This window comes from Streptomyces sp. H27-D2, from assembly GCF_035828615.1.
GTDB lineage: Bacteria > Actinomycetota > Actinomycetes > Streptomycetales > Streptomycetaceae > Streptomyces.
The window spans coordinates 1-13,392 of record NZ_JAYMZR010000071.1 but is presented as its reverse complement, the minus strand read 5'-3'; the positions used below and the strand labels follow the sequence as shown (position 1 = coordinate 13,392).

Annotated in this window: 11 protein-coding genes and 1 riboswitch; of the genes, 8 read left to right on the top strand and 3 right to left on the bottom strand. The window is 73.2% G+C overall.

Annotated features, from left to right (window positions below; genetic code table 11):
* The first annotated feature begins 206 nt into the window (after nt 1–206).
* A complete protein-coding gene (gene trpD / locus QMK28_RS24235; protein ID WP_326441493.1) occupies nt 207–1,271 on the top strand; it encodes an anthranilate phosphoribosyltransferase in 1,065 nt (354 codons plus the stop codon).
* Between the two features lie 88 nt (nt 1,272–1,359).
* Nucleotides 1,360–1,476: riboswitch (SAM riboswitch) on the top strand.
* Between the two features lie 209 nt (nt 1,477–1,685).
* Nucleotides 1,686–3,131: an aminotransferase class V-fold PLP-dependent enzyme gene (locus tag QMK28_RS24230; protein WP_326441491.1), complete on the top strand. Its 1,446-nt coding sequence runs from the start codon at nt 1,686–1,688 to the stop codon at nt 3,129–3,131.
* Between the two features lie 128 nt (nt 3,132–3,259).
* Here the strand turns inward: QMK28_RS24230 and QMK28_RS24225 are convergent, their stop codons facing one another.
* Together QMK28_RS24225 and QMK28_RS24220 are read right to left on the bottom strand one after the other, a co-directional pair.
* Nucleotides 3,260–3,541: an Lrp/AsnC family transcriptional regulator gene (locus QMK28_RS24225; protein WP_326441489.1), complete on the bottom strand. Its 282-nt coding sequence runs from the start codon at nt 3,539–3,541 to the stop codon at nt 3,260–3,262.
* Complete coding sequence (locus QMK28_RS24220; protein WP_326441487.1) at nt 3,538–4,284, bottom strand: rhomboid family intramembrane serine protease; 747 nt, start codon at nt 4,282–4,284, stop codon at nt 3,538–3,540. Before QMK28_RS24220 ends, QMK28_RS24225 begins: the two co-directional genes overlap by 4 nt.
* A 206-nt stretch (nt 4,285–4,490) precedes the next feature.
* On the opposite strand from QMK28_RS24220, the gene QMK28_RS24215 reads away from it, so the two are divergent.
* From QMK28_RS24215 to QMK28_RS24195, 5 genes are all read left to right on the top strand, one after another.
* Nucleotides 4,491–4,730, top strand: a complete 240-nt coding sequence (locus QMK28_RS24215) for a hypothetical protein (RefSeq protein ID WP_326441485.1) — start codon at nt 4,491–4,493, stop codon at nt 4,728–4,730.
* 30 nt (nt 4,731–4,760) lie between these two features.
* On the top strand, nt 4,761–6,110 hold the full coding sequence (locus tag QMK28_RS24210; protein ID WP_443050806.1) for an NYN domain-containing protein: 1,350 nt from the start codon (nt 4,761–4,763) through the stop codon (nt 6,108–6,110).
* A gap of 271 nt (nt 6,111–6,381) precedes the next feature.
* A complete protein-coding gene (locus QMK28_RS24205) occupies nt 6,382–7,407 on the top strand; it encodes a C40 family peptidase (RefSeq protein ID WP_326441481.1) in 1,026 nt (341 codons plus the stop codon).
* 341 nt (nt 7,408–7,748) lie between these two features.
* Complete coding sequence (locus QMK28_RS24200; protein WP_326441480.1) at nt 7,749–8,786, top strand: C40 family peptidase; 1,038 nt, start codon at nt 7,749–7,751, stop codon at nt 8,784–8,786.
* Nucleotides 8,787–9,146: 360 nt separating this feature from the next.
* Complete coding sequence (locus QMK28_RS24195; protein ID WP_326441544.1) at nt 9,147–10,433, top strand: hypothetical protein; 1,287 nt, start codon at nt 9,147–9,149, stop codon at nt 10,431–10,433.
* A 42-nt stretch (nt 10,434–10,475) separates the two neighbouring features.
* Here the strand turns inward: QMK28_RS24195 and QMK28_RS24190 are convergent, their stop codons facing one another.
* Complete coding sequence (locus tag QMK28_RS24190; RefSeq protein ID WP_326441542.1) at nt 10,476–11,750, bottom strand: glycosyltransferase 87 family protein; 1,275 nt, start codon at nt 11,748–11,750, stop codon at nt 10,476–10,478.
* A 307-nt stretch (nt 11,751–12,057) separates the two neighbouring features.
* Between QMK28_RS24190 and QMK28_RS24185 the strand changes: the two genes are divergently transcribed.
* Nucleotides 12,058–13,200 carry a glycosyltransferase family 4 protein gene (locus QMK28_RS24185; RefSeq protein ID WP_326441478.1) on the top strand — a complete coding sequence of 381 codons (1,143 nt, stop codon included), beginning with the start codon at nt 12,058–12,060 and terminating at the stop codon, nt 13,198–13,200.
* The last annotated feature ends 192 nt before the right edge of the window (nt 13,201–13,392 follow it).

Sequence of the window (13,392 nt, the reverse complement as noted above, 5' to 3'; positions counted from 1 at the left end):
CCCGAGGGCCCCGTCCGCACGCCGGACGGGGCCCTCGGGCGTACCCGGGCCGCTCGCCCCGGCCGCGGGCCCGTTCCGTCCGGCCGGCGCCGGGGTGTCCGACCTACGGGACGGGTGCCGGTCGTGGGCGGCGGCCTGGATAGGCTGGCGTCCGGTCCGCGTCGCAGCGGGCACTTCCCATTCGTCGATGGATCCTGGAGCGGACCATGAACGTTGTGACCCCGGTTGGCGGCGACAGCGCGACGGTCCGTAGCTGGCCGGACGTACTGGGCCCGCTGCTCGCCCGGCAGGACCTGAGCGCGGACGACACCGCCTGGGCGATGGACCGCATCATGAGCGGCGAGGCGAGCGACGCCCAGATCGCCGGCTTCACGGTCGCGCTGCGGGCCAAGGGCGAGACCGTGGACGAGGTCTCCGGGATCGTGCGGACCATGTACGAGCACGCGAACACCATCGACGTGCCGGGGCCGAGCGTGGACATCGTCGGCACCGGCGGCGACATGGCCAGGACGGTGAACATCTCGACGATGTCGGCGCTGGTCGTGGCCGGCACGGGCGCCAAGGTGGTCAAGCACGGCAACCGCGCGGCGTCCTCGGCCAGCGGCTCCTCCGACGTCCTGGAGAAGCTCGGCGTCAATCTGGACCTGACGCCCGCGCGGGTCGCCGAGGTCGCCGCCGAGGCCGGGATCACCTTCTGTTTCGCGGTGCGCTTCCACCCCGCGCTGCGGCACGCGGCGCAGGCGCGGCGCGAGTTGGGCATCCTCACCACCTTCAACATCCTCGGCCCGCTCACCAACCCGGCGCGGGTACGCGCCCAGGCGACCGGCGTCGCGGACGCCCGGATGGCGCCGATCGTCGCCGGGGTGCTGGCCGCCCGCGGTTCGTCCGCGCTGGTCTTCCGCGGCGACGACGGGCTCGACGAACTGACGACGACGGCCACCTCGAAGGTCTGGGTGGTACGGGACGGCGCGGTGCGCGAGGAGCCCTTCGACCCGCGCGACGTCGGTCTCGAACTGGTGCCGGTCGAGGCGCTGCGCGGCGCGGACGCCGCCTACAACGCCGAGGTCGCGCGCCGGCTGCTGGCGGGCGAGCGGGGGCCGGTGCGGGACGCGGTGCTGCTCAACTCGGCGGCGGCGCTGGTCGCCCTGGAGCCCGGCGAGGGCCCGCTCGCCGAGCAGATCGCGGCGGGCATGGTCCGGGCCGCCGAGTCGGTCGACTCGGGCGCGGCGCTCTCGTCGCTGGACCGCTGGGTGGCCGCCAGCAACAAGTGAGCCGCCGGAAACGATCCGCGGCCGAGGCGCTGTCCATTCACCGGACAGCGCCTTGCGCCGTTCCGGACCTATGGCAAGATGCTGACCAGGTCACGAGTGGCAGCGATATAGCCCCGGCTCGCTGTCCGGCAACCCTCCGTCCGTGGCGGGGTGCCCCGGGTGATGACCAGGCCGCAGGCAACCAGGTCTGTGGCAAGCGCGGACCCCTCGTGATCACCAGGGGTCCTGGGTCCGAGGAGAACTCTCGTGAACAAGCGAATGCGATAGGGGCCCACAGCCCCACTCTTCACACCCTCCGCAGCACCGCGCCCATCGGCGTCGGTGCGCGTCGAGGGATCTTCCGCACGCGGCGGCCCGTAGCGCGGCCCGTGCGTCTTTGAAGCCATCGCGCCTGTCCTGCTGGGAGATTCAGCCATGTCCGTGAGCCCCGCCGTCGCCACGTCCGCCGCCCCCGCCGCCGTCGACTCCGACCCCGCCTGCGCCGCACCGGGCGGAGCCGACGCGGCTTCCATCGCCCCGTTGCAGGTGCTGGGCCGTGACGTCCTGGTCCCGCTCGTCACCGGCGGCGAAGTGACGTACGCCGCCCTGGACTACGCCGCCAGCGCCCCCGCGCTGCAACGCGTCTGGGACGACGTCGCCGCGTACGCCCCCTACTACGGCAGCGTGCACCGCGGCGCCGGCTACCTCTCGCAGCTCTCCACCGACCTGTTCGAGAACAGCCGCGCGGACGTCGCCGACTTCCTCGGCTGCCGAGCGGACGACCAGGTGGTGTTCACCCGCTCCACGACCGACTCGCTCAACCTGCTCGCGGCGGCGCTGCCGGCGAACACCCGGGTGTTCGTCTTCGAGACCGAGCACCACGCCTCGCTGCTGCCCTGGGAGCAGCGCGCGGACACCGAGGTCAGCTACCTCAACGGGCCGCGCACGCCCCAGCAGGCCGTCGACACGCTGGAGAGGGCGCTCGCCGAGCGGGAGCCCTACGGGCCGGCGCTGGTGTGCGTGACCGGCGCGTCCAACGTCACCGGCGAGCTGTGGCCGGTACGGGAGCTGGCGGCGGCGGCGCACGCGCACGGCGCGCGGATCGTGCTCGACGCCGCGCAGCTCGCGCCGCACCACCCGGTGGACATCAAGGAGTTGGACGTCGACTGGGTCGCCTTCTCCGGCCACAAGCTGTATGCCCCGTTCGGCTCGGGCGTGCTGGCAGGCCGCGCCGACTGGCTCCAGGCCGCGGAGCCCTACCTCGCGGGCGGCGGCGCGAGCCGTAAGGTCGCGCGCCGGGCGGACGGCGGGGTGGAGGTCGAGTGGCACACCACCGCCGCGCGGCACGAGGCCGGCTCGCCCAACGTCATCGGCGTCTACTCCATCGCCGCCGCCTGCAAGGCGCTCAGCGAGGCGGGCTTCGACTCGCTCGTCGAGCGAGAGCAGCAGCTCGTCCAGCGGGTGCTCGGCGGCCTGGCCGAGGTCCCCGAGGTCAAGGTGCTGTCGCTGTTCGGCGACGACGCGCCGCGGGTCGGCGTCATCTCCTTCGTGGTGCAGGGCTGGAACAGCTCGCACTTCGCGGCGGCCCTGTCGGCCGAGTACGGCATCGGGGTGCGCGACGGCCTCTTCTGCGCCCACCCGCTGGTGCGCACCCTGCTGGGCGGCGAGGACGACGAGCCCGGTGAGTGCGGCGCGCCGGACTCCGCGCCGGGAGAGCGCTCGCTCAACGCGATCCGGGTGAGCTTCGGCGCGGGCACCCCGGACGAGCACATCGAGCGGTTCGCCGGGGCCGTGCAGGAACTGGTGCGCGGCGGCGCCCGCTGGACCTACCGCACGGAGGACGGCCGCTGCGTCCCGGACCGGAACTCGATCAGCGTCTGAGCGCGGGCACGGGCTGTGCGGGTACGGGCTGTACGGGCCCGCGCGACCCGGATGGCCCCGCGCCGTCCGTGGGACTTGCGGAGCCGTCCGGCCGTCGAGACCTGGTCGTCGAGACCCGCCGTCGAGACCTAGCCGTCGAGACCGATGGCGAAGGCGGCTTCCAGGTCGTGCTGCGAGTAGGTGCGGAAGGCGATGTGCGTCTCGGTGGCCTCCACGCCGGGCACCTTGCTGATCCGGCCGGGGATGACATCCGCGAGATCGTCGTGCCGGGCCACCCGGACCATCGCGATCAGGTCGTGCGCACCGGTCACCGAGTAGACCTCGCTGACGCCTTCCAGCGCCGCGATCGACTCGGCGATCTCGGGGATGCGGTCCACGCTGGTCTTGATGAGCACGATCGAAGTGATCACGGCTGGCTGTCTCCCTCGGGCTGCGGTGCTGCGACGGTCAGCGTATCCCGCCGCTTCCCCCGTGCCCCCTGGTCCCCTTGATCCCGGTCCCCGCGATAGCGGGCCCACGCGTAGACGAAGCCCAGCGCGAAGCCCACGACGTGCGCGAGATAAGCGACGCCCGGCCCGTCGAGGCCGCGCCGGGCGGCCATCCACTGGAGCGCGAACCAGAAGACCAGCACGATCCAGGCGGGAAAGCGCAGCGGCAGGAAGAACAGGAACGGGAACAGGCTGGTGACCCGCGCCTTCGGGAAGAGGTAGAGGAAGCCGCCGAGCACCGCCGAGATGGCACCGGACGCGCCGACCAGCGGTTCGGCCGAGCCGGCGTGCACCGCCGCGTAGCAGAGCATCGCCGGAGCGCCGGTCAGCAGATAGAAGGCGATGAAGGGGACGCGGCCCATCCGCTCCTCGGCCATGCCCCCGAACACGTACAGGAACAGCACGTTGCCCAGCAGGTGCAGCCAGTTCGCGTGGACGAAGAGGGCGGTGAGGGGGGAGAACAGCGCCCGGGGCTTTCCGGACCACAGGGTGTTCGGCACCACGCCCCAGTGGTCGAAATAGGCCGTCTGCGCAGCCAGCAGCGCCTCCCCGGTCCCGTAGAGCTGCTGGAGCCCGGACGCCGGGCCCAGCGCGAAGATCAGACAGCAGGCGCCGATCAGGACGCGGGTCACCCTGGAGAAAAGCCTGGAGAGCGCAGCTGCCATGACTGGATCATGACGTAAGGGGCGCAACCGGCACAGAGCGCCTCGCCGGGGCCGCGCCGTGCGGCCTGCCCCGCACTCCGGCCCCGTCGGTCCACGCGCCCCAGGCCGTAGGGTTACCAGCAGGACATCCGCAGTTCGACGGCGCACCGCGGGATCGTCGTGGACCAGGAAACACGCAGGAAACACCGAGGAAGAGGCAGAACACGATGGCGGTTCCCGTGCCTACGACCGAGACCCGGTGGCGCTGCACGCTGTGCGGCAATCTCACCCGTTTCGACGTCACCCGCGCGACCAAGGCCGTGGAGTACGTGCACCTCGACCTGGCCGGGGATTCCAAGGTCGAGGAGCGCGAGGTGCTGAGTGAGAGCATCGAGTCGGTCCGCTGCCGCTGGTGCAACGCCGTGGATCAGATCGAGCTGGTGGACCGACCGGACACGAGCGGCTGAGAGAGCTGAGAAACGGAGCGGTGACAGGTGGTGGAGCGGACAGGTGGCGCCGACGCCGCCGATGAGGCTGCCGAGGTGCTCGACCGCCCCCTCCCGGAGGGCGTCAGGCGCCGCGTCGTGGCGCTCGTCGCCGACGCCTTCGGCGGCCTGACCGTCGCCGAACTCCCCGCCCAGCTGCGGCAGTTCGCCCGTTTCACCCCGACCCGCCGGGCGAAGTTCGCGGGCAACGCGATGGCCGCCGCCGTCGAGAGCGACGCCTCCTTCAGAGCGCGGATCGCCGCCCGGCTGCGCGAGACGCAGCCCGAGCTGGCCGAAGCGCTGGAAGGCGGCACCCTGCCCGCCGCGGCCGATCCGGTGGATGTGGCCGCGGCGGCGTACGTGCTGCGCCCCGACGGCTGGGTCAAGCTGGTCGCCGCCGCCGGCGAGGAAGCGCAGCGCGTCCAGGCCGAGCGGGCCGGCGAGGAAGCCTCGCGGGAACTGCACCGGCTGCGCGCGGAGCTGGCCGAGGCGAGCGCGGCGGCCCGCGCGGACACCGAGCGCACCCGCGCCGAGCTGGACTCCGTACGCCGTGAATCCGACGGCCTGCAACGCAAGTTGCGCAGCGCGCTGAGCGATGTGAAGCGCGGCGCCGCCGCGTTGCGCAAGGCGGACGCCGAGCTGGAGACGCTGCGCTCGGCCGCGGCGGCGGAGAAGGCGGCGGCCGACGGCGAGGCGCGCCGGCTCAAGGCGCGGCTCGCCGAGGCGGAGACGGCGCTGGAGTCGAGCCGCCGGGCGGTACGCGAGGGGCGCAGCGTCGAGGACATGCGGCTGCGGCTGCTGCTCGACACGGTGCTGGACGCGGCGCAGGGGCTGCGCCGGGAGCTGGCGCTGCCGCCCGCCTCGACGCATCCGGCGGACACCGTGGACGCGGTCGAGCCGGGCCGGATGACGCCGAAGGACATCGCGACCCGGGCGTTGTCGGAGTCCGACCCCGCGGTGCTGGACCAGCTGCTGGCCCTGCCGCAGGCGCATTTGGTGGTAGATGGCTACAACGTCACCAAAACCGGCTATCCGACCATGCCGTTGGAAAGGCAGCGATTGCGGCTGCTGGGCGGGCTCGCGGTGCTGGCCGCGCAGACCGGCGCCGAGATGACCTGTGTCTTCGACGGGGCCGAGCTGGCGGCGCCGGTGCTGCTCGCGCCGCCGCGCGGGGTGCGGGTGCTGTTCAGCAAACCGGGCGTCACCGCCGACGAATTGATCCGCCAGCTGGTGCGGGCCGAGCCGGTGGGGCGTCCGGTGGTGGTCGTCTCGACCGACAGGGAAGTGGCCGACGGGGTCGCGAAGGCCGGAGCGCGTCCAGTGGCATCGACCTTGCTGTTGAAGCGACTTGCGCGGACTTAGCGTCAAGTGACCATTACTGCGCGTGTGATGTAAGTAAAGAATGTGGTCGGTGACCGAGATTTTGCCTTTTGGGATTTGAACCGATCACAAGTAGGTCACTATGGTCGAGCCTCTAACCTCCGTGAAGTTGATCGTCCATCCGGGATGGCAGCGGAGGCACCGCCGAGTCCGCGGCTTTCGGCCCAGTTTGACGGGGGAGCCGATACGCGGAGCCGGGGTCTCGCACCCCCCGCACCCGGTAGGCGGCTGGAGGAAGAAGGAGCTCGCCTTCGTGGCGTCCCACCGTCGACCCAAGCAGCCGAGCCGCACCCGGGTGACCGTGCTTACCGCGACCGCTGCCGCAGCGGTCGCTCTCACGTCCCAGGCAGCGCACGCCGACCCCAAGCCGACCCAGAAAGAGGTCAAGGCTCAGGTCGACACGCTCTACGAAGAGGCCGAGGCCGCCACCGAGAAGTACAACGGGGCCAAGGAGAAGCAGGAGAAGCTCCAGGACCAGGTCGACGGCCTGCAGGACAAGGTCGCGCGCGGTCAGGGAGACCTGAACGAGCTGCGCAGCGGCCTCGGTTCGCTGGCCTCCGGCCAGTACCGCAGCGGTGCCATCGACCCCTCGGTCCAGCTCTTCCTGTCGGCCGACCCGGACAGCTTCCTGGACAAGTCCTCCACGCTCGACCAGCTGAGCGGCAAGCAGGCTGGCGCGCTGAAGAAGGTCGCGGACAAACAGCGCACCCTCACTCAGCAGCGCACCGAGGCCGACGGCAAGCTCGACGACCTCGCGGACACCCGCAAGGTGCTGGGCGAGCGCAAGAAGGAGATCCAGGGCAAGCTCGCCAAGGCCCAGACCCTTCTGAACAGCCTGAGCGCCAAGGAGAAGGCCGCCATGGCGGCCAAGGAGCAGCGCGCCAACCGCTCCCACGAGCGGGCGGACCTGGGCAACGACGTGCCCGAGTCGAAGCGGGCGGGCGCGGCGCTCGCCGCCGCCAAGACCAAGATCGGCTCACCGTACGTCTGGGGCGCCACCGGCCCCAGCTCGTTCGACTGCTCCGGGCTGACCCAGTGGGCGTACGGACAGGCCGGCGTCGGCCTGGACCGCACCTCGCAGGCCCAGGCGAACAACGGCACCCGGCTCAGCAGCCAGAGCCAGCTCAAGCCGGGCGACCTGGTGCTCTTCTACGGGGACCTGCACCACATAGGCCTGTACGCGGGCAACGGCCAGGTCCTGCACGCGCCCAAGCCGGGTGCGGCGGTGCGCTTCGAAGCGATCGGCAACATGCCGTTCGCCTTCGGCGTCCGCGTCTGAGTCACACACGGTCTGAGTCACACACGGTCCGAGTCACACACGGTCCGAGTCGCACACGGTTCGTGTCCCCGCCCGCGTCCCGGCGCGGCTGGGGGCGTGACCTGCTCATCATCCGAAACAGCTCGCGGCACCGCCCATTCGGGCGAATTACGACAGCCGCGGCTGACTGTCCGCCCCGCCGGTGACCTGCGTCTCCGGCGGGGCGTCGGCATATGACCTCCCGGCGAGGTCCTTGGACCCTCCGTGCTCGCCCGGCTACTGTCTGGCCCGCGGTTCCCGGCATGTCGTTCGCCCGTCCCCGGGCGGCAGGGGCCGCACCCAGCGGAAGGGAGTGCGGCTCAGTGCCGTCCCATAGCCGTCCCAGGCAGTCCGGGCTCAGCAGGGCGGGCCGGCTGAGCGTGCTGTCGGCCGCCGTGGCGACCGCCGCCGCAGCGCTCGGCGCGGCCCCGGCACTCGCCGACCCGAAGGGTCCCGATGCCTCCGCCGGCGATGTGAAATCGCGGGTGGACACGCTGTACGAGCAGGCGGAGGCGGCCACCGAGAAGTTCAACGCGGCGGGGGAGCGCACCGACACCCTGCGCGAGCAGGTCGAGCACGCCCAGGACCTCGCGGCGCGCGGCCAGGAGCGGGTCAACCGGCTGCGCGCCGCCCTCGGCATCATCGCCAACGCGCAGTACCGGACCGGCGGCATCGACCCGGCGGTGCAGCTGTTGCTCTCCGCGGACCCGGCGGGCTATCTGGAGAAGGCCGCGGCCCTCGACCGTGTGAACAGCCGGCAGGCCGGTGAGCTGCGCGAGCTCCAGCACGCCCAGCGCGTGCTGGAACAGCAGCGCGGCGAGGCGGCGCTCAAGCTGGAGGCGCTGGAAGCCGGCCGCAAGGTCGTCGCCAAGCACAAGAGGGCCGTGCAGGCGAAGCTCGGCCGCGCGCAACGGCTGCTCGACTCGATGGCCCCCGCGGAGCGGGAGGTGTACGGACAGGCCTCCCGCTCCGGCCGCTCGGGGGACATCACCATGTCGGGCCTCGGCGCGTCCTCCTCGCGCGCCGCGATGGCGGTCCAGGCGGCGCGGCAGGCCGTCGGCTCCCCGTACGGCTGGGGGCAGGCCGGACCCGGCGCGTTCGACTGCTCGGGGCTGACCCAGTGGGCCTACGGGCGGGCCGGGGTGGGCATCCCGCGGACCTCGCAGGCGCAGCGGCACGCCGGACGCCAGGTGCCGCTCTCCCAGGCCAGGCCCGGCGACCTGGTCGTCTACCGGGACGACGCCAGCCACGTGGGGATGTACGTCGGCAACGGCCAGGTGGTGCACGCGCCCTATCCCGGCGCGCGGGTGCGGTACGACCCGGTCGGGATGATGCCGGTCTCGTCGGTGTCGCGCCCCTGACCGGGTGTCTATCGCGGGGCGGTCCATCCCTTTCGGCGCGGACCGCCCGCCGACCGGACCGCCGTCGACGGGGGCGTCCCATCCGTCCTGTCCGTCCCGTCCGCCGCAGAGTGCCACTGACCGGGCCTGGCCGCCCGTGACCGGCTTCGGCCGTTCTTGACCGGCCCAGGCGGCCCCTGAGGTGTCCCCCGGTGTCCCAGACGCCCCTGAGGTGTCCGGACGGCCCTTGGCCGGGGGCTGAGCGCCCGCTGTCCGTTGGCAGTCGCCGCGCGTCCGGCCAAGCTCCGCGCGCCCTCGTACGGCCCCGTACCGCCCCGTACGATCGGCAGGGTGGCAGCTCAGCGGCGGTGGGGACGGGGCATGGCCCTCTGGGCGGCCTTGTCGGCGTCGCTGTTGGCGCTCGCGGGGTGCGGCGGAGGCGCGGAGCCGCAGCCCGACACCCGGGGCATCCAGCGGATGCTGGACCGCAAGGCGACCGCGGTGCTGGACCGGGACGCGGACGGCTTTCTGGCCGCCGTGCAGCCCGGCGCCACCGGCTACCGTGCCCAGCAGCGCCGGATGTTCGACAATCTCGCCGACGTACCGCTCGGCTCCTGGCGCTACAAGCTGGTGGGGACCGGCGGCTTCGAACCCTCGGCGGGCCCCGGGCGGCGGATCGCGGCCAAGGTCGAACTGCGCTACCGGATCGCCGGATACGACACCGCGCCCGTCACCGCCCTGCGCTATCTGACGCTAACCGAGCGCGACGGCCGCTGGTACACGGCCTCGGACGCGGCGGCCGAGGGCGCGTCGGTCGGCGGCGGCGCGGAGTCGGCCGACGGCGGTGAGCCGGGGCACAGCGGCGCGCGGGGCTGGAAGCAGGCGTCTCAACAGCTGTGGGACCAGGGCCGGATCGAGGTCGTCAGGGGCCGTCGCAGCCTGGTGCTCGGGGTCGGCCAGGACCGGGCGACGCTGCGCGATCTCGCGGCCGACGCGGACCGGGCCGCGCCCGCCGTCAGCCGGGCGTGGGGCGGCGAGTGGGCCGGCCGTGTGGTGGTCGAAGCGCCCGGTTCGCTCCAGGACATGGCCGCCCTGCTCGGCGCGCCCGCGGCCGGCTACCGGGGCATCGCGGCCGTCACGACGGGAGCGGTCGGCGGGGCCGGGGCCGCGCCCGCCGACCGGGTGATCGTCAATCCGGAGGCCTACCGGGTGCTGGGCGAGCAGGGCCAGCAGGTCGTGCTCACGCACGAGACGACGCATGTCGCCACCCGCGCGGCCACCTCGCCCGCCACCCCGCTGTGGCTCTCCGAGGGCTTCGCCGACTGGGTCGGCTACCAGGGCACGGGGCGCACCCCCCGCGACGCCGCGCCGGAACTGACCGCAGCGGTCGGGCGCGGCGAACTGCCGTCCCGGCTGCCGTCCGACGCGGACTTCGGCTTCGACGGCGACGCCGACCGGCTGGCCCGCGCGTACGAGCAGGGCTGGCTGGCCTGCCGCATGATCGCCGAGCGCTGGGGAGCCGACCGGCTGGTGGACTTCTACCGCGCGGTCGGCGAGGGGAAGCAGCGGGACGGGGCGATGGAGTCGGCGCTGCGCACCGAGTTGGACATCGGGCCGGACGAGTTCGCGGCGGCCTGGCGCGGCTATCTCAGGGAGCGGCTGGGGTGAGGGGGCCGGCGGCACGGGCGGCGCTGATGGCTTTTCCGCGCGTCACCAGGTGAGCAGGTCCGCGTCCTGCTCGGCCGCCGGCCGCCGGCCGCCCCCGGAGCGTGGCTTCCGCGCGGCTGCCGCAGCCGCCGCGCGCCGCCGGGGTCCGGTGACGGTGTCGGTCCACAGCCGTCGGCAGGAGATCAGGGTCGCGGCGACCAGCAGGCCGTTGCGTACGACGAGCAGGGCGATGCCGAGCGGGTCCCCGGCCACCACCTGCGCGAACCAGATCGGGAACTCCAGCATCGTGGTGAAGGTCGCGGCCAGCACCAGCACGACCGGCAGCCCCTGCCGGCTCGACCGCACCGTCATGCACACCGCTGCCAGGCCGACCAGCCAGATCAGGTACTGCGGGCTGATCACCCGGCTTGTGGTGGTGAACAGCAGCACCGCCGCGAAGGCCGCGTCGAAGGGGGTGCCCGGGGTGAACTCGCGCACGCGCAGCCGCCACAGCAGCAGCCAGCCGAAGGCCAGCACGGTCAGTGCGAGGGCCGCCGCGCTCACCACGTCCACGTACGGGCCGAGGTACTCCACCGAGCCGTAGTTCAGCAGCACCTCGCCGTTCCAGCCGAAGTGCCGGGCGACATGGAAGACCAGCGAGCCGAGCGACTCGACCTCGGTGCCCCGGTCGCGCTGGAAGGCGAGGAAGGCGAACGCGCCGGGCATGGTCGCGGCGAAGCCGAGCACCAGCGCGAGCGCCGTCAGCACGGCCGCCGTCCAGGTGGCGCGCGTCGGGCGGCCGCGCGGGATGCCGATGAGCAGCAGCACGGGCCAGACCTTGACCAGCGCGCCGAAGGCGGCGAGCGCCCCCGCCGCGCGCGGGTGGCGCGCCGCGGCGAGCAGCGCTGCGACGGCGACGGCGGTCACCATCAGGTCGTACCGGGCGTACGCGGTCGGACCGAGCAGCGGCACCCCCGCGACCCACACCCGGACACCGCGCGAACTCCGCTCCGGGCGGCGCGCGGTGAACAGCAGCAGCGCCAGGACGACCGCGTCCAGCAGCAGGATCAGCACGAAGAAGGCAGTGGCGTAGTCGAGGAACGGCAGCAGGCCGGGGGAGAGGACGGCGAGCGCGGCGGCGGGCGGGTACTGCCAGGTGACGTCGTCGAGCGGGAAGGAGCCGGTCCCGAGCACGTCGAACCAACCCCGGTAGATCACCGCGACGTCGCTGGTCACGTCGGGGCCCGGCAGCGTGAGCACCTTGAGGACGCAGAGCAGCAGCAGCGCCCGGGTGACGGACCAGGCCGTGATGACGACGGCGAGCCGTTTGCCGCCCATGCCGCCCGTGCCGGTCGTGTCCACTTCGTCGCACCTCACCGATTCGTCGTCGCCAGCGCCAGCGCCAGCGCCAGCGCCGACCGTCACCGTCAGTACCGTCGCCGGGGTCCACGTCAACGTCCACATCAATTCGCGTCAACGTCAACGGCAACACGCGCGTCAACGCGTTCGTCAACATCACCGCGTTCCGTTCACCGGATCGCTTGCCTGCATGATGCCGTCCGGAGCCGTGGTCCTGGTGCACCGGCGATGACGTGCCGGGGGCGCGGCGCGGTTGCCCCTGACCGCAGCGGTACTGTCGGCGGCGATGGACAAGACCCTGATCGTGACCAACGATTTCCCGCCCCGGCCCGGTGGCATCCAGGCGTTTCTGCACAACATGGCGCTGCGCCTGGACTCCGAGCGGATCGTCGTCTACGCCTCCACCTGGAAGAAGGGGCGGGAGGGCGCCGAGGCCACCGCCCGCTTCGACGCCGAGCAGCCGTTCCCGGTGGTACGGGACGCCACGACGATGCTGCTGCCCACCCCCGGCGTGACCCGGCGGGCGGCCGGACTGCTGCGGGAACACGGCTGTTCCTCGGTGTGGTTCGGGGCGGCTGCGCCGCTCGGCCTGATGGCCCCCGCGCTGCGCAGGGCCGGCGCCCGCAGGCTGGTCGCCACCACGCACGGGCACGAGGCGGGCTGGGCCCAGCTGCCCGTCAGCCGGCAACTGCTGCGCCGGATCGGCGAGGGCACGGACACCATCACCTACCTCGGCGAGTACACCCGCTCGCGGATCGCGGAGGCGCTCACTCCGCAGGCCGCCGCCCGGATGGTCCAACTGCCGCCCGGGGTGGACGAGAAGACCTTCCATCCCGGCTCGGGCGGCGACGAGATCCGGGCCAGGCTGGGCCTCGCCGGCCGGCCGGTGGTCGTCTGCGTCTCCCGGCTGGTCCCGCGCAAGGGCCAGGACACGCTGATCCTGGCGATGCCGCGCATCCTGGCCCGGGTCCCGGACGCGGTGCTGCTGATCGTCGGCGGCGGCCCGTACGGCAAGGAACTGCGCAAGCTGGCCGCCGACACGTGCGTCGAGGACTCGGTGCGCTTCACCGGCCCGGTGCCGTGGGAGGAGTTGCCCGGCCACTACGGCGCGGGCGACGTCTTCGCGATGCCCTGCCGCACCCGCAGGGGCGGCCTCGACGTCGAGGGCCTCGGCATCGTCTACCTGGAGGCTTCGGCGACCGGTCTGCCGGTGGTCGCGGGCGACTCCGGCGGCGCACCCGACGCGGTGCTCGACGGGGAGACCGGCTGGGTCGTACGGGGCGGCTCGGCGGAGGAGTCCGCCGACCGGATCGTCACACTTCTGCAGGACTCCGAGCTGCGGCGGCGGATGGGCGAGCGGGGCCGGGCCTGGGTCGAGGAGCGCTGGCGCTGGGACCTGCTCGCGAAACGGCTCGAAGAGGTGCTCTGAAGCGTCGCCGCGGGCGTCGCCGCGGGCGTCGCCGCGGGCGTCGCCGCGGGCGTTGCCGCGAGCGCGGGCCCGGGGGAGTGGTCGGGGGAGTGGTCGGGCGCGGCCCGGACGCCGACGGGGTCGTACGAAGACGGGCCCCGCCTCTGCCATCCGGGCGGCGCGGACGCACAAGCAGGGGGCGCGCACCAGATG

Coding starts and splice junctions, on each gene's coding strand:
- trpD (WP_326441493.1), top strand. CDS start 207: ATGAACGTTGTGACCCCGGTTGGCGGCGACAGCGCGACGGTCCGTAGC.
- QMK28_RS24230 (WP_326441491.1), top strand. CDS start 1,686: ATGTCCGTGAGCCCCGCCGTCGCCACGTCCGCCGCCCCCGCCGCCGTC.
- QMK28_RS24220 (WP_326441487.1), bottom strand. CDS start 4,284: ATGGCAGCTGCGCTCTCCAGGCTTTTCTCCAGGGTGACCCGCGTCCTG.
- QMK28_RS24215 (WP_326441485.1), top strand. CDS start 4,491: ATGGCGGTTCCCGTGCCTACGACCGAGACCCGGTGGCGCTGCACGCTG.
- QMK28_RS24195 (WP_326441544.1), top strand. CDS start 9,147: ATGGCCCTCTGGGCGGCCTTGTCGGCGTCGCTGTTGGCGCTCGCGGGG.
- QMK28_RS24190 (WP_326441542.1), bottom strand. CDS start 11,750: ATGGGCGGCAAACGGCTCGCCGTCGTCATCACGGCCTGGTCCGTCACC.
- QMK28_RS24185 (WP_326441478.1), top strand. CDS start 12,058: ATGGACAAGACCCTGATCGTGACCAACGATTTCCCGCCCCGGCCCGGT.